Origin of the sequence: Rhodococcus sp. NPDC003318 (assembly GCF_042879035.1) — a bacterium.
GTDB lineage: Bacteria > Actinomycetota > Actinomycetes > Mycobacteriales > Mycobacteriaceae > Rhodococcus_G.
Window position 1 is genome coordinate 19,849 of sequence record NZ_JBIAOU010000010.1, and the last position, 15,598, is coordinate 35,446.

The 15,598-nt window shown below is 66.9% G+C and carries 16 protein-coding genes; 14 read left to right on the forward strand and 2 right to left on the reverse strand.

The features are described 5' to 3' along the window. Nucleotides 1-10: 10 nt before the first annotated feature. The 6 genes from ACFYVR_RS16770 (at nucleotide 11) to ACFYVR_RS16795 (ending at nucleotide 4,453) form a co-directional block, all read left to right on the forward strand. Nucleotides 11-715, forward strand: a complete 705-nt coding sequence (locus ACFYVR_RS16770; protein WP_387475045.1) for a TetR/AcrR family transcriptional regulator — start codon at nucleotides 11-13, stop codon at nucleotides 713-715. 80 nt (nucleotides 716-795) lie between these two features. Next, nucleotides 796-1,833, forward strand: a complete 1,038-nt coding sequence (locus tag ACFYVR_RS16775) for a 2Fe-2S iron-sulfur cluster-binding protein (RefSeq protein WP_387475047.1) — start codon at nucleotides 796-798, stop codon at nucleotides 1,831-1,833. A 50-nt stretch (nucleotides 1,834-1,883) separates the two neighbouring features. Beyond that, a complete protein-coding gene (locus ACFYVR_RS16780; RefSeq protein WP_387475049.1) occupies nucleotides 1,884-2,090 on the forward strand; it encodes a hypothetical protein in 207 nt (68 codons plus the stop codon). 100 nt (nucleotides 2,091-2,190) lie between these two features. Then, a complete protein-coding gene (locus ACFYVR_RS16785) occupies nucleotides 2,191-3,222 on the forward strand; it encodes an alpha/beta fold hydrolase (protein ID WP_387475051.1) in 1,032 nt (343 codons plus the stop codon). 81 nt (nucleotides 3,223-3,303) lie between these two features. Next, nucleotides 3,304-3,969: a methyltransferase domain-containing protein gene (locus ACFYVR_RS16790; RefSeq protein ID WP_387475053.1), complete on the forward strand. Its 666-nt coding sequence runs from the start codon at nucleotides 3,304-3,306 to the stop codon at nucleotides 3,967-3,969. Nucleotides 3,970-4,096: 127 nt separating this feature from the next. After that, a complete protein-coding gene (locus tag ACFYVR_RS16795) occupies nucleotides 4,097-4,453 on the forward strand; it encodes a VOC family protein (RefSeq protein ID WP_387475055.1) in 357 nt (118 codons plus the stop codon). Between the two features lie 371 nt (nucleotides 4,454-4,824). On the opposite strand, the gene ACFYVR_RS16800 is transcribed toward ACFYVR_RS16795, so the two are convergent. After that, nucleotides 4,825-5,439, reverse strand: coding sequence for a TetR family transcriptional regulator (locus ACFYVR_RS16800; RefSeq protein WP_387475057.1), 615 nt, complete (start codon nucleotides 5,437-5,439; stop codon nucleotides 4,825-4,827). A gap of 178 nt (nucleotides 5,440-5,617) precedes the next feature. On the opposite strand from ACFYVR_RS16800, the gene ACFYVR_RS16805 reads away from it, so the two are divergent. From ACFYVR_RS16805 to ACFYVR_RS16820, 4 genes are all read left to right on the forward strand, one after another. Next, complete coding sequence (locus tag ACFYVR_RS16805; protein WP_387475059.1) at nucleotides 5,618-6,586, forward strand: NADPH:quinone oxidoreductase family protein; 969 nt, start codon at nucleotides 5,618-5,620, stop codon at nucleotides 6,584-6,586. A gap of 75 nt (nucleotides 6,587-6,661) precedes the next feature. Further along, nucleotides 6,662-7,366: a nitroreductase gene (locus ACFYVR_RS16810; protein WP_387475061.1), complete on the forward strand. Its 705-nt coding sequence runs from the start codon at nucleotides 6,662-6,664 to the stop codon at nucleotides 7,364-7,366. Then, nucleotides 7,366-7,599, forward strand: coding sequence for a hypothetical protein (locus ACFYVR_RS16815; RefSeq protein ID WP_387475063.1), 234 nt, complete (start codon nucleotides 7,366-7,368; stop codon nucleotides 7,597-7,599). Before ACFYVR_RS16810 ends, ACFYVR_RS16815 begins: the two co-directional genes overlap by 1 nt. A 359-nt stretch (nucleotides 7,600-7,958) precedes the next feature. Then, the gene (locus tag ACFYVR_RS16820) at nucleotides 7,959-9,332 is read left to right on the forward strand and encodes an MFS transporter (protein ID WP_387475065.1); all 1,374 of its coding nucleotides are present in this window, start codon (nucleotides 7,959-7,961) and stop codon (nucleotides 9,330-9,332) included. A gap of 96 nt (nucleotides 9,333-9,428) precedes the next feature. On the opposite strand, the gene ACFYVR_RS16825 is transcribed toward ACFYVR_RS16820, so the two are convergent. Then, nucleotides 9,429-9,929 carry a hypothetical protein gene (locus tag ACFYVR_RS16825; RefSeq protein ID WP_387475067.1) on the reverse strand — a complete coding sequence of 167 codons (501 nt, stop codon included), beginning with the start codon at nucleotides 9,927-9,929 and terminating at the stop codon, nucleotides 9,429-9,431. A 502-nt stretch (nucleotides 9,930-10,431) separates the two neighbouring features. Here ACFYVR_RS16825 and ACFYVR_RS16830 point away from each other — a divergent pair. The 4 genes from ACFYVR_RS16830 (at nucleotide 10,432) to ACFYVR_RS16845 (ending at nucleotide 15,596) form a co-directional block, all read left to right on the forward strand. Continuing rightward, nucleotides 10,432-10,743 carry a hypothetical protein gene (locus tag ACFYVR_RS16830; RefSeq protein ID WP_387475069.1) on the forward strand — a complete coding sequence of 104 codons (312 nt, stop codon included), beginning with the start codon at nucleotides 10,432-10,434 and terminating at the stop codon, nucleotides 10,741-10,743. Nucleotides 10,744-11,139: 396 nt separating this feature from the next. Further along, nucleotides 11,140-11,823, forward strand: coding sequence for a DUF998 domain-containing protein (locus tag ACFYVR_RS16835; protein ID WP_387475071.1), 684 nt, complete (start codon nucleotides 11,140-11,142; stop codon nucleotides 11,821-11,823). Nucleotides 11,824-12,069: 246 nt separating this feature from the next. Further along, nucleotides 12,070-12,366, forward strand: a complete 297-nt coding sequence (locus tag ACFYVR_RS16840; protein WP_387475073.1) for a hypothetical protein — start codon at nucleotides 12,070-12,072, stop codon at nucleotides 12,364-12,366. A gap of 11 nt (nucleotides 12,367-12,377) precedes the next feature. Next, nucleotides 12,378-15,596 (forward strand): type 2 lanthipeptide synthetase LanM family protein, encoded by a 3,219-nt coding sequence (locus ACFYVR_RS16845; RefSeq protein ID WP_387475075.1) that lies wholly within the window; start codon nucleotides 12,378-12,380, stop codon nucleotides 15,594-15,596. The last annotated feature ends 2 nt before the right edge of the window (nucleotides 15,597-15,598 follow it).

The window sequence follows — 15,598 nt, forward strand, 5'->3', positions numbered from 1 at the left end:
GGAGGGCGGGATGACCACCCGGAATCAGGCCGCCCCGCGCACCCTCGACGACGTCTACACACACGTCGGACTCGTCGAGCCGAACACAGCAGCTCCCAAACGCCCCAACAAACGCGGCGAGCTCACCCGCGAACGCATCGTGGCCGCGGCGATCGAGTGCTTCTCCGAGTACGGGTACACCCGCACCCGTGTCTCGGACATCACCCATCGCGCAAAGACCGCACAGGGCAACTTCTACCGCCACTTCAACGACCTCGACGACGTCTTCCTCGCCGCCATGCACACCGGGCTGCAGGAACTGTCCGAAGCCACCAACCGAAAGACCACCACGAGCGGCGAACTCGAGGCGCTCATCGAAGTCAACATCACCTACCTGCACGCCTACTCGCGGCACCGCCACATCCTGCGGCTGCTCCGAGAGGCAGCCGCAGCCAGCGCCAACGAAGGGTTCCAACAGCTGTGGCTGCAACTGCGTGAGGACTTCATCGGCCGCACCCGCCGCTGGCTGCAGAAACTGCACGACCGTGGGGAGATCGGGGAGACCAACCTCGAACTGCTCGCCGAATCCCTCGGCTGCATGACCGAGCAGATGGCCTACGTCCATGTCGGTCTGCCCGCCTCGACACCCAAGCGTGAACGTATCGACGAACTCGGCCGCACGCTCGGCGAGGTCTGGTATCGGTCACTTCCGCCCGTGGCACCGTCCGCGGACTGACAGCCCTCCCATCCGGGGTACTCCTCGTCGAGATCGGGTCTCCGACTCGTCCACCCTGAGCTGCACGAAAGACCCGCATCATGACCTCAGTCGTTCACCCCTCCCTCGGCCACACAATCCGTGTCGCCGACGTCATCGCGGAGACGCCCGACGCATCCTCCATCGTGCTCGACGTCCCCGAGGACCTCGCCGACCGATTCACCTATCGGCCCGGACAGTTCCTCACCGTCCGCATTCCGAGCGACCGAACAGGCTCGGTCGCCCGCTGCTACTCGATCGCCAGCTGCCCGGCAACCGACGACCGAATCAAGGTCACCGTCAAACGTACGTCCGACGGATACGGCTCGAACTGGTTGTGCGACAACATTACCCAAGGCAGCAGCCTGCACGTCCTACCTCCGTCCGGCACGTTCACACCGCACGATCTCGACGCCGACTTCCAGTTGTTCGCCGCCGGCAGCGGCATCACCCCGGTGATGTCGATCCTCAAGACCGTGCTGGCCACCTCCGCCGGATCGGTGGCCCTGTACTACGCCAACCGCGACCGGGACTCGATCATCTTCGACACCGAACTCGCCGACCTTGCCAAGAGGCACTCGGACCGCCTCACCATCGAGCACCACATCGAAGCCGAGACCGGGCTGCCCACCCCGGACAGCCTCGCCCGGTTCGCCGGCGCACACCACGACAGCAACGTCTTCGTGTGCGGCCCTGCCGCGTTCATGGCCATGGTCAAGGAAACCCTGACCAGCATCGGCTACGACCGCCACCGCATACACATCGAAGAGTTCCGCTCCCTCGACGGCGACCCCTTCGCCCCTGTCAAAGCAGTCGTTGCCGACGCCCAAGCGTCGACCGTCGAAGTCACCCTCGACGGCGACACCCACACCCTGCCCTGGCCGGCCGACGCGACCCTCATCGACGTCATGGTGAGCGCAGGAATCGACGCACCCTATTCGTGCCGCGAAGGCGAGTGCGGCTCCTGCGCCTGCACACTCGTCGAAGGAACCGTCGATCCCGGCAACACCGATGCCCTCGATCCCGACGACGTCGCCGACGGCTACATCCTCGGCTGTCAAGCAAGACCGACCAGCACCAACCTCAAGATCGAGTTCTGACCCGCAGTCAGTCGGCCCGCGGGCGCGCATAATGGAGTCAGGAGGTCATCATGCGCGCCTTACGGGGCCTGCTCGACGTAGTTCTCGGACTTCTCACGGCCGTGCTCGGCACAGTGCTGGGGATCGTCGCGGCGCTGCTGTGGCTCGTCGGCGGATTGCTGTGCGTGACGCTGATCCTGATTCCACTGGGGCTGCCCGTGATCAGGCTCGCCCGTCGCCTGTTCGGCCTCGCCGGGAAGCTGATGCACGTCCCCTGACCCGATTGCCCAGTGGCGCAGGAAGATCGGGCCCGCTCGGGGTGACACCTGGGGCGGCGTGACGGTTGATGCAGTGCGCACGACCTTGCAGAATGGGGATGTGCAGCAACGCGTTGGCCGGTTGACCACGACCGACGGCCACGAACTGGCGTACGCCACGATCGGCGCCGGCCGGCCGCTCGTCTACGTCTCCGGTTGGCTCAGTCATCTTCGGCTGAGCTGGGAGCTGCCGGAGGAGCGAGCGTTCTACGAGAGTCTGGCGCAGGGCTGCCGGCTCGTGCGTTACGACCGCGCTGGGTGCGGACTGTCGGCGCCGTCGACGCGGTCGCCGTCGCTGGCGCACGAGCTCGATCAGCTTGCCGCCGTCGCCGCCGCCCTCGGCCCGGAGCCCTTCGACCTGATCGGCACCTCGATGGGCGCACTGGTCGCGGTGGCGTGGGCGGCAGCGCACCCGGACACCCTCCGACGGATGGTCCTCTACGGCGGCTGGGTGTCCGGCGCGAGGATTTCCCCGCCCAACGCGCGGGAACACGTCCTCGGACTCGTCGAGTCGCATTGGGGCCTCGGCTCGGACGTGCTCACCGAGATCTTCGCTCCCGACGCCGGTGCCGCGATGCGCGAGGAGTTCGGTCGTTACCAGCGAGCCTGCTCGACCGCCGCCACGGCCCGGGCGCTCCTGGCAATGAGCTACGACCTCGATGTCGGCGACCTTCTCGTTCGGGTACGCACCCCGACGTTGGTGGTGCACCGAGCCCACGACCGGGCCGCTCCCCTCGGACAGGCCGCGGCACTTGCCGAGGGCATCGCCGGTGCGCAGCTCGTGGTGCTGCCCGGCCGCTCGCATCTGCCGTACGTCGGAGACGCCGATGCGCTTGTGGCGACGGTTCGCCGGTTCCTCGGCCTGCGCGTCTCGCGGCGGGGCGCCCGGACGTTGACGCCCCGGCAGCGCGAGGTCGCGGCGCTGGTCAGCGAGGGGTGCACGAACCGCGAGCTCGCCGCACGGCTGGGCATCGACGAACGGTCCGCCGAGGGTCATGTCGAACGGATCCGCCTGCGCCTCGGGTTCCGCTCGCGAGCCCAGATTGCTGCGTGGTACGCCGCACGACGCGACGGACCGGACTCGGCGGGGTGAGGTAGTTCCACGCCTGACTGGCCTGACGGTGTCGCGCATCGTTGTGAGAGCGACAGACAACGAGACACCGCGGGAGCAGAGATGACCGACAGCACTACCACCACCCCGTCCGGGACCAGCTTCGAACCCCACGGCGGTCGTGGCCCCTTCAATGCCGCGTTCTTCCAGGTCATGGGCCCGTACCTGGAGTGGAACCTCCGCGGACGCAAACGACGCGTGTTCGCCGGACTTCCGCGCGAGGTCGTCGAGATCGGGCCGGGTGTCGGCGCCAACCTCCGTTATCTCCCGGCCGGTGGCGCCCTCGTCGCCATCGAACCGAACCGGTACATGCACAGCCGGCTGTACGCCGCGGCGCGCCGGCACGGCGTACAGCTCGACCTGCGCGAGCGGACAGCCGAGCAGACGGGTCTTTCCGACCACAGTGTCGACTGCGTCGTCTCCTCGCTCGTGCTGTGCTCGGTACAGGATCCCGTGGCCGTGCTCGCCGAGATCCGGCGCATCCTGCGCCCCGGTGGCACCTTCCGCTTCGTCGAACACGTGGTGGCCCGGAGCGGCACACCGACCCGGGCCGCGCAACGAATCCTTCGCCGTCCGTGGGCCTGGACCTTCGAGGGCTGTTCGTGCGAACGAGACCTGGCACATTTCGTGCAGGCCGCCGGGTTCGAGAGCGTCACCGTCGACCGCTACCGGGTTCACACCCCGTTCCTCCCGTTCAACACCCACATCGCCGGCATCGCGACAGCGTGAAGCAGCGCATCGCAATGAGTTTGGAGGGGAATGGCTGCTCGGTCGGGGGCACTCGTACGGCTGCGTCTGTCACAGTGGGTGCGTCGCAGTACGCCGATCCCCGGCAGTCGACCCGAGGAGTCAGAACATGATTCGTGCAGCGCATGTTGTGCTCTACAGCACCAACGCGGAGGCAGACCGGGCGTTCTTCCGCGACGTGCTCGAGTATCCCTCTGTCGATGCCGGGCACGGTTGGTTGATCTTCGCCCTTCCACCAGCCGAGCTCGCCGTACATCCGGCCGACACCGACGGGGTGCACGAGCTCTTCCTGATGTGCGATGACGTCGAGGCGTTCATTGCGCGGATGTCCGAACACGGTGTTGCCTGCTCGGATCCGCGACGCGAACGGTGGGGGTTGATCACACACCTCACCCTGCCCGGCGGCGGAGGACTGGGAGTGTACGAACCCACGCATCCCTCGCCGCTGGACCCGAGTCAGGCATGAGTTCGACGACGTCGCGGCGCCGGCAGGCGGGCGCCCGCGACATCACGAGTGAACAGTGCCCCGCCTGGCCCGGCCGCTGACGATCGGCTGGATCACTCGACAGCCCGGACAGCGGTACCGTGGACGAGTCGAAACAATTCCAGTCCAGTCCCCCCGAGGTGGCTCGTGCGCTCCCATTTCGACGATTCGGAACCCCGGATCTGGCCCGGCATGCTCATCTCCGCCGCGACCGTTGCACTCGTGCTGACGGTGCTGATGTACCTGATGCGGTAGTCAGCCGGATTCGAACCGTCAGCGATCATTGCCGGATCGCCGCCCGGTACGTCTTCCGTGACGCTCGTTCCCGCTGACCCCCAGCGCAGAACAGGCGGTCAACCCCAGGGGGCGGACGCCCCTGGACGGAGGGCGTCGAATGCGCGATCGAACAGCGCGGGCAGCGATTCTGTTCCGTCGGACTGTGCCCATGCCCTGGTCGCGGCGAGGTAGGCCCCGACGCTCGCCGCTGCGATGACGGCGACCTCCAGGTCGGTTCGAGGGTCCAGATCGAACTTGGTGCTCACGACGGCCGCGAGGCTGGCGCGCCATCGGTCGACCCGGTCCAGGTAGCTCGCGCGCAGCGAGGGGGCGTTCTCGATCAACCGGAACAGAGCCAGGGCGCGCGAGGGATTGCCCTGCGCCCAATCCTCGAAGGGACTCATGCTCATTCGCAATGCCGCCCAACGGTCTTCGTCGTCCGGGCGTTCCACGAAGCAGTGGCAGCCCTCCTCTGCGAGTTTGCTCAGGTGGGAGACGACGATGTCCTCCTTGCTCCTGTAGTAGCGGAAGAGCGTGCGGCGGGAAACGCCGGCGGCATCGCAGATCTCGTCGACGGTGGTCTCGTCGAATCCCTTGTCGAGGTAGAGGCCGATGGTGATCTCGGCAATCTCCGACCGCATCCGATCCTTCAGGCGCTGCTGCAGCGGCTCGGAGGTCTTGGGGCTGCTCATGCACACATTCTAGCCAAGCGGGATACTCGGTGCTAATGTGCCACTGAGTGGCACCCCGCCATCAAGTGGCGTTCGCGGCGTCCCAGCGCGTGAACGACCACTCCTCACCGCACGGAGGAGGCCTCGGGTAAGGCGCTCGTCCGCACCTGTTGCCTCATCCCCTCGACTCGGAGAAGTGATGAAAGCTGTACAACTGGTCGAATCCATCGGACCGTCCGGCCTTCGCGTTGGCGAAGTGCCGGACCTCGTACTCACCGACGACCGGGTCGTGGTGGATCTGCACGCGAGCGGGGTGTCCTTCCCCGACCTTCTGCAGACCACCGGCAGCTACCAGATCGTCCAGGGCCTGCCCTGCGTCCTCGGGGTCGAAGGTGCCGGCTCAGTCAGGTCGGCCCCGAGCGACAGTGGCCTCGTCGCGGGGCAGCGAGTCGCGGTCCTCGCGCTTGAAGGGGCGTGGCAACAGACGGTGTCCGTGCCGGTGGGCTACGCGTTTCCCCTGCCGGACAATGTCTCGCTGACCGCAGCGTCGGGATTTGTGATGAACCACCTGACCGTCCACTTCGCGCTGGTCGAACGCGCCCGGTGCCGGGCGGGCGAGACCGTCCTCGTTCACGGAGCAGCCGGCGGCATCGGAACGGCTGCACTTCACCTCGCGGCCGCTTTGGGCCTCGAGACGGTCGCCGTGGTCAGCAACGACGAAAAGGCTGCAGTGGCCAAGGAAAACGGCGCCACCCACACCGTTCTGGTCGACGGGTTCAAGGACCGTGCCCTCGAGCTCACCGGCGGCCGAGGCGTCGACATCGTTCTCGATCCGGTCGGTGGGGATCGGTTCACCGACAGTCTCCGGAGCCTGGCCACCAACGGACGCGCTCTGATCCTGGGTTTCACGGGGGGCGAGATCCCCACAGTGAAGGTCAACCGACTGCTGCTCCGGAACATCTCGGTGGTCGGTGTCGGATGGGGCGAGTACATCCGAGAGAACCCGGATTTCCTTGTCCAGCAGTGGGATGCGTTGTTGCCGCTGCTCAGCTCAGGCGCGCTCGAGATCCCCGAGCCGACGTTGTACGACATGGAGAACGCACCCGACGCGCTGCTCTCACTCAGCGAGCGGGCGGCGACCGGCAAGGTCGCCCTGGCTCTGCGCTGATCTGCCGAGCGAACAAGCCTCCAGCCATCGACAGAAAGGTCCAACGTGGTCAGCGCCGAAGAGAAACCATCCATCGTGAATCGGCAGTCCGCACAGATTCCGGTGAACGCCTCGAGCATCTTCGAACACCTTCTCGCAGGCAGAGCGAGTTGCCGCGCCTTCACTCCAGAGCCGGTCCCCGAACATACGATCCGACGGATCCTCGAGACCGCCCAGCTGACGGCGTCCTGGTGCAACAGTCAGTCGTGGCAGGTCGCCGTCACGCGCGGCGCGGGAACCGAACGACTCCGCGACGCGATGTATGCCGTGGCATCGACCGGTGCCACCGAGGAGACCGACATCCCCTTCCCTCGCGAGTACCGCGGGGTGCATCTCGAACGTCGCCGCGCAAGCGGCTTCCAGCTCTACAACGCGCTGGGGATCGAGCGGAGGGACCGTGCCCGTCAACAAGAACAGGCGCTACAGAACTTCGCGTTCTTCGGTGCCCCGCACAGTGCGATCATCCACACCGACGAGGCGCTCGGCCCGTACGGTGCGGTGGACTGCGGCGGCTACGTGAGCAACTTCCTGACCGCAGCCGCTGCCCACGGCGTCGGGTCCGTGGCCCAGGCCGCGGTGGCGATGTATCCCAGTGTGCTGCGACGTGAACTCGGCCTGGACGAGGACCGCACGATCGTGTGCGGCATCTCCTTCGGATACCCCGACGTCGATCACGCCTCGAACAGCTATCGGACCAGCCGCGCCCCGATCGACGAGATCGTCGACTGGATCGACAGCTGATGTCCGAGCCTGTCGATGCCGAGCCGGGTCGGGCGGTCACCGAGCGGCAGGGCCGGGTGCTGCTGATTCGCATGAACCGCCCGTCCAGACGCAACGCCATCGATGCGGCTATGACCGCCGCGCTCGACGCCGCGCTCAACGAGCAACGACGGCCGGGGCTGGAGCCTCACAGCGGAAGCCGAGGAGAAGGCTCGTTCCTCCGGGCCCACTCCACGACCCCCAGGCCGGGCTGAGCATCATCCGCTGCAGTCGCTCCACCCTCCAGCAGGCCGCGGCCAGCCGTGCATCCGAGAAATGCACGGCTGGCCGCGGCTTCGTCGCGTTCCACGAAAGATCTTCATTCACAACCAATTTCGACGTTGACCCCGAGGCGGATCGACACGTAACCTACGTCACGAGAGTTCGGTCACTCTCGGCTCCCGGATGTGATCGGCAGCATTCCGACGGGTGCGATCACACGACACCGAACAGCCGGGTGGCGATCCGCACCCTCGCGGCGATCAGCCCGGGCAATTACAACAGAACTCGGACAAATCCACTGGGGTACAGGCACACCCAACTGCGACGCAGTTGTTCGCTACGGAGGACGATCATGAACGTCGGAATCGCCGCAGGAGGCGCCCCCGGGCTCCCCGCAACCAGCACGCGGAGCCCAGGCGGCCCCCGCGCGGTCCGGAAGGCAGCATTCGCCGCGACACTGTCGACGTCGCTCGAATGGTACGACTTCTACATCTACGCGACCGCCGCAGCACTCGTGTTCAACAAGACCTTCTTCGCCACCGACAGCGAAGTCGTCGCGGCGATGAGCTCCTTCGCCACCGTTGCGCTCGGATTCGTCGCACGACCGATCGGCGGCGTCGTGGCAGGACATTTCGGCGACAAGTACGGCAGGAAACCCATCCTGGTCCTGTCGATCCTTTTGATGGGCGTCTCGACGACATTGGTGGGATTCGTCCCCAACACGTCCATCGTGTGGCTCGCGCCGGCCATGCTGGTGGCCCTTCGACTCCTGCAGGGCCTCGCCGTCGGCGGGCAGTGGGGTGGTGCCGTGCTCATCGTCACGGAGTACGCCCCGCCCAACCGCCGCGGCTTCTTCGGCAGCTTTGCGCAACTCGGCATCCCGATCGGAATGGTCCTGGGCAACGGAGTCTTCCTGGCGATGACCTGGGCACTCTCGTCGGACGCCTTCATGTCCTGGGGATGGCGGGTGCCCTTCTGGATCAGCCTGCTGATGCTGGTCGTGGGATTCGCGATCCACCGGTATCTCAAAGAGACCCCGGAGTTTCAAGCGGTCGAGGCCAAACTCGAGACCGCGCCGGCCAAGCGCCGTTCGCCGATCCTCGAGGTAGTTCGCCACAACGGCGGAACGTTGCTCCTGGCCGGCGGTACCTACCTCGTCGGGATCGCCATGTTCTACATCACGATGACCGGAAGCGTGCAGGTCGCAACGATCAACCTCGGGATGACCCGGTCGGATGTGCTGTCCTGGATCCTCGTCGCAGCTGTCGTGATGATCCCCATCGTCCCGACGACCGCCTACCTGTCCGACCGCTACGGCCGCAAACTCATCTACGGCATCGGAATCGCGGGCATGGGAATCTGGGCGATCCCCATGTGGAACCTGATCGGCTCCGCCACCCCGGAAAACACGTACCGACTCGGCATCGCGGTGGTCGTGTCCTGCATCATCATGTCGATCCAGACCGGCCCCCAGGCCGCACTGTTCTCCGAGCTCTTTCCCCCGGAAACCCGCTACTCGGGCGCCTCGCTCGGATACCAGACCGCGGCCATCCTCGGTGGCATGTCTCCGATGGCGATGGTCGCCCTGGTCGACGGGCAGGTCGACAACATCTGGCGAGTGGGCCTGATGATCGTGGTCCTCGCCGTGATCGCCCTGCTCTGCCTCTTCGGGCTCGTCCTCCGCGACGGGAAGCGCCGATCCGACACCCGGATCAGCGAGCGCTGAACCGGACCCGACGTACGGCCGCTGCCGGATCGTTGCCCCGGATGTCGTGGGGAGGTCGTGGGGACGTGCCTGGACGGCACGTCCCCATGCCGTCCACTACGGAACGAGGATGTACCCTCCGCCGGCGAACGAGATCTGTGGTCGCAGTTCGTTGTATGCGGGACTCACGTAGCCCGCCGTGATGCTGAGAACGTGCAGTCCGCCGCCCGTGAAGATCTCGGTGCGAAGCGAGTCGCCGGGGCGTGTCGTCGGGTTGAACTCGACTGCCTCGCGCTGATTGCCGGCGACGGAACCGAACCCGAAGTACGCTGCATCCCACATGATGTCGAAGTCGATGGGGCACACCGGGTTGGCGTCCCATGCCGGCCCGATTCCGTTCATGCCACGCGAGACGAGCATGACGGCGACGACCCCCGGCTTCGCCGGGTCGGTGTCGAGGGTGTAGTCGATCAACCCGCTGCACCCCGAGTTCTGGCCCACGACCGCAATCGTCTGACCGGCCGGAAAAAGCGACGGCACGGGTGCCGCGGTGGCAGCGGCACCTCCGACCGCACCGATGACTGCGGACACCGCTGCCGCAGTTGCTGCTGCGCGCATGGCGAAACGCCTAATGTTCATGATCCCCCCACTATTCATGTTGCTTGCTCCCCTGAGTGCCAGACGCGGGCGTCCGGCACCGGCGAAGTGTGCCACAGCCCCCGACCATGCCCGCCTGCGCCCCCGCGTGACGCAGTTGTGGCGCCGCGGTCACGGCACGAGGAACAACAGCAAGGCCACCAGGAGCGTCATCGTCGCGGCCACCGCGAGCAGGTCGGGCAGCAACCCGAATTCGGAGTCGTGGAACGGGTTTCGCATCGATGATCACCTCACATGCCTTGGCCTCGCCCCAGTAGTACCCACAGGTCGCGGATGCCACACACGCCGAGCGAAACAGACCGACCCGCCCAGACCCACCCGCGGCCCGGACCGATCGGCACGTCCCGAGGGTTTTCGCCGTGGCCCTCCGGGGAACAGCCCAGATGGAGAACCGAGACGAGGCCGAAGGGACTCCGTAGGTCACGGAGGACGCGGCCTCACCGGCTCCGACGAGGTGAGAACAATGGCAACAACAAGGTCAGCAGTGCGCGCGGCTGTGGTGGCAGCGGCGGTCACTCCCGCGCTGATGCTTGCGGCACCGTCGGCGACCGCGTCGCCGGTGGTGGGCGCCGGGGCCGCCGGCGAAGTGTCGGTATCGGTTCCGGCAGGCGAGAACTGGAGCTGTATCGGCTTCGATTCGGCCTTCGGTATCCGCGCCGGCGCATTCGGAGTCGGTGTCGGCAAGATCGGTGGGTTCGCCAAGGGAAACGTGACCGTCTTCTGCCTCGGCACCACGGCGCCGTTCTTCCTCGTCGCCACGGTCTCCGTCAGGTAGCGCCGGCGCGCACTTCCGACGGCAACGGTGCCGTCGTGCTGCTGGGTGCCCACCCCAGGAGCTGCTCGTCACCGCCCCGGCGGCGGCGAGTGTCTCCTCGGAAGGAGGTACCCGGAGCAAGCCCTCCGAGGCATCGACAAGGTGGAGATCGCACTGCCATCGACCGGGAGCGCCGGGGCTCGCTGTTCGGACACACCTGCACCCGCGACTGCGCGTCGCACCCGAAGCGATTGGTCCGCGCTCGAGGCCGGGTGGCGACCCGCCACCCCGTCACTGCCGCGACGAACTGAAGTCGAGTCACCTCGGTTGTCATGTGGGCGTGGAGCGCCCAGCACCCGACGTTCAGATCTCGCCGAAACGCGTCGAGGTGCGCTCGAACTGGGATAGAGTCTTTCGGTGACATCGGTCCGCGGAGTCAGCACCGAAGCCACCCGGGCGCTGGTGCTCGCCGGCATCGTGGCTGTGGCGCTGTATGTCGTCGGCGACGCCGTCTCTGCGATGCTCTATGACGGATACCGGTACCGCGACCAGGCGATCAGCGAACTCAGCGCGTTCGGATCGCCTGTGCGGCCGTTGATGGTGTCGATCATCCTGATTCACAGCCTGCTGATGACCGCCTTCGGTGTCGGCGTCTCACTGGCAGCGAACCGGAAAAGCCTGCGCTGGACCGGTTTCTGTTTGGTTGCCACCGGACTGATCGGGTTTCCCACTCATACGGCGTTCGCGATGAGCTCACGCTGGATGGAGGGTGGGTTCAACGACACCATGCACATCTTCTTGACGAGTGTGTTCGTCGGTGTGGTGTCCGCGGCGCTGATTCTGTCCGCCGTCGCCTACCCGGGCTGGTTCCGCCTGTACTCCGTCGCCACGCTGGCTGTCATCATCGGGTTCGGTACGGCATCGGCGTCGGCCATGGGGGGAATCGAGGAGGATTCCACGCCCTGGGCGGGCGCCTTCGAGCGGTTCAACACCTACGCACTCTTCGCTTGGATCGTGGTACTCGCGCTGACAGTACTGCGCCGTGATGCCATCCCCGGCGTGGAACCTGCGCGAGTCCGTACGCCCGATTCGGGCGATTAGTTTCATCCCCGCCGGCGCCAGTGTTGGGGCGGCGCTCGAAGTGGGTGCTCACGCTTCGCTTCCCACCCTCGACCGTCCGCCTCGGAACTGGACTCGAACTCCATCGTGGTCCTCGGTGGCCCGGCCCCGGGGTGACTCTCAGGGTGGCGAAGCTTGCACCCTTGGGGTGGTGGTTGCAGGTGAGGGCATTGGCCGAAACTTGGTTCGGGTCCAGATCGGGCTCGTCCAAGACGAAAGGAAAGACCAATGTCCCGTACGGTTTTCACCGATGACAGGGTGATCGACAAGCTGGAGAGCGCTACCACGGCCGAGGAATTCCTCGCGGAACTTCTCGCGGCCGGAGGCCAGGACGTCGATGCGTCGGTCTCGGCCGCGTTCGCCGAGCTGACCGCCGAGTCGGGTCTCGAGCAGGAACTGGAGGACGCCGAACTGCAGTTGAGTGCGCAGTCGACACCGGTGAACATGCTGGCCTCCTCGATGGGCGCCCGGGCCGCCGTCCCGTGGTGTTTCACCGGCCGCCGCGCCACCCGCTACTGCAGCTAGCGGGCCCCACGATGGATCGCGCCGACCTCGGATCGATCGTGTGGGCGTCGCGGTCCCTGACCGAACGCCTGGCGGTCACCTCACGAACCGTTTCCGGTTTCCGGGACGCACCTCGCGACATGGCCGCCAGGCGTTTTCAGCGCTACTTCGAACTCGCCGGCCGCGGCAGCTCGGAGGTCCTCCAGCGCAGGCTGAGCTGGGACGGACTCGACACCGACACCCTCCGCGATCTCCTCGCGGACTCGCCTCCCCCCGATGATCCCGAACTGCCTTCCTGGACAGGAACTCTCGAATCTGTCGTCGATGCATCCCGCGGCCCCTTCGCCGAAACCGAGGCCGCCGGGCGATACGCCTTCGAGGACGTGTGGCGTCCCGCCGCGGAGTTGGCGCGGGAACGACTGGTCGCTCGTGTCGGTGAGGCCGTGCCGGTCGACGATCTCGTGGACGCCCTCCTCGCGTACCTGTGTGAGATATCCGCTCCGACTCTGGACAGGGAGTTCACCGAGCGGCGACCGGTCGGACTTCGCCTGCTCGCCAAGCTCCTTCCCGACTCCGCCGCACAACCCCCGCGGACCAGGTACCACCGATTCGTCCAGGACCTGGTCGCCGACGGACTGCTGTCCCTGTTTCGCTCCTATCCGGTCCTGGCCCGCCTGGTCGCGACCACCATCGACGATTGGGTCGACACCCAAACGGAATTCCTGTCTCGTCTCGGATGCGATCTTCCCGCACTGTACGGTCGGCTCGTCGAGCCCGGCGCCTCGGTCACCGGCTTCGACGCATCGATGTCGGACCGCCACCACGGTGGCCGCAGCGTCGTGATCGTTCGCTTCTCCGACGGTTCGAAGGTCGTGTACAAACCGCGCGACCTGCGGATCGAGGTCGCGTTCAACCGGCTCGTCGAGTGGGCGAATCGCGAGACGCGCGACGAGTTCGGACTGCGGGTGCTCGACGTGGTCGCACGCGCGGGCTACGGCTGGGTGGAGTATGCCCCGCACGCTCCGGCGGACTCGCCCGCCGCGGTTCGGCGCTACTACCGCCGGTCCGGCCGACTGCTGTGTCTCCTGTACGTCCTGGGCGCGACCGACTGCCACGACGGCAACCTGATCGCGTCCGGGGACCAGCCCGTGCTGGTCGACCTCGAAGCGCTCGTCGATCACCAGCTGGGCTGGCTCGATGTTCCCGACGAGGAACGCGCAGTGCTCAGTGCGGACGTCGATCACCTGTGGGACTCGGTCCTTCGTACCGGAATGCTCCCGACCTGGACCTTGGGGCGCGACAAGAACCACGCCGTCGACATCAGCGCCCTCGGCTGCCCGGACGACGCATCGGCGGAGCGTACGCGTCCGGGGTGGCGATTCCGCAACACCGACTACATGATCGACTGCCGCGTCGCGGGCGCCCCCGACGTCGAACGGAACGTGCTCTTCCACGACGGCGCGATGGTGTCGCCACACGATCACGTCGACTCGATCGTCGACGGGTTCGTCGAGATGTACCGCGTCGTCGAACGGAACCGCTCGCGGCTGCTCGGGGTGCACGGCGCGATCGCCGCGCTGGACGGACTGCCCGTGCGGTTCATCTTCCGCGACACGCAGACCTACGGACTGCTCATCGAGCACTCCCTCGACCCCCGGTTCCTGCGCGATGGACTCGATCGCAGCATCGAACTCGAGTTCCTCGGCCGCGCGCTCGTGCATTCGGTCGACCGGCCGGCCGAGTGGCCGATCGTCGCGGCGGAGATCGCGGCCCTCGAGCGACTCGACGTTCCGCACTTCCAGACCACGACGTGCAGCACGGATCTGCCCGTCGGGTCAGGTGTCGTCGAGCGACTCTTCGCCGAACCGGGCTTCGAGCGCACTCGCAACCGGATCGCGCGCATGCACAGTGCCGACTGCGAGCTTCAGACGCAGATGATCCGTGGCTCGTTCTTCGCCAAGCTCGCCAACAACGACACCAAATCCCTTGCAGTGTCATCGGTATCGGCGATGCCGACACGCTCCGGCGGCGACTTCGTCGAGCACGCCCACCACATTGCGCGCGAACTCGACACCCGGGCGATCGAGCTCGGGGGCGATGGGCTGTCGTGGATGAACCTCGAGTACCAGGTGCAGAATCAGCGCTTCGCGTATCAACCGGTCAACGCGAGTCTGTACGAGGGAGTGTGCGGTATCGCGTTGTTCCTGGCCGGGTACGGGCTCGTCGCCGACGACGCTCGTGCCCGATCGATCGCCGCGAGGTCGTTGTATGCGTTCCGCCGGATGCTGCGTGCGCACCGCAGGGGCAATCGCGATCGGCTTCCGGCCGCGCTCGGCCTCGGCGGCGGGGTCGGGCTGGGGTCGGTCGTCTACGCGATGACCACGATCGGGCAGCTCCTGCGCGACGACCTGCTGATCGAGGATGCGCTCGCGCTCTCGGAGCTGTTGACGCCGGACTTCGTGCACAAGGACGCCGACCTCGACGCGCTGTCCGGTTCGGCGGGCGCGATTCTCGGGTTCCTGAAACTGCATCAGGCGACGGGAGACGCCGACGCTCTCGACAAGGCGACATGGTGCGGCGACCACCTGCTCGACTCCCGCACGCGGATCGACGACCGGGTCTCCGCCTGGAAGACGCCCGCCGACGAAGTGCCGCTCGGCGGCATGGCACATGGGACGACGGGCATCACCATGGCGCTCGCCCGGCTGCACGGGGTCGTCGGCAAACCCGAGTATCTGGCCGCCGCGACGGAGGGGTTGGCGTACGAGTCCGGGCTGTTCGATCCGGCTCTCGGGAGCTGGCGTGACTTGCGGGACAGTGCACACGAGTCGGTTGCGAAGACGGCTGACGGGTGGTGCAACGGTGCCGCGGGTTACGGGCTGAGCCGGCTCTCGATCCTCCGGACGAGCCCGCAGGCGGTCGACGTTCGGGACATCGAGACCGCGGTCCACGCGGTGGCCGGCCGGCCGCTCGTGGCCCTCGACAGCCTGTGCTGCGGGAACTTCGGCCGCGCCGACTTCCTGCTCGCCGCCGCGACCGGGCTGCGTCGACCCGACCTCGCCGACGATGCCCGCGAACTCGCCTCGTCGGCACTGCAGCGAGCGCAGGACGCCGGCGGCTACGAGTTCATCCCGACCGTTCCGAAGAGCGTGTTCTCCCCGGGCTTCTTCCGCGGCAGCGCCGGCACAGGCTACGCGCTGCTCCGGCTCGCCCGGCCGGATCTTCTTCCATCCGTATTGATCTGGGACTGATC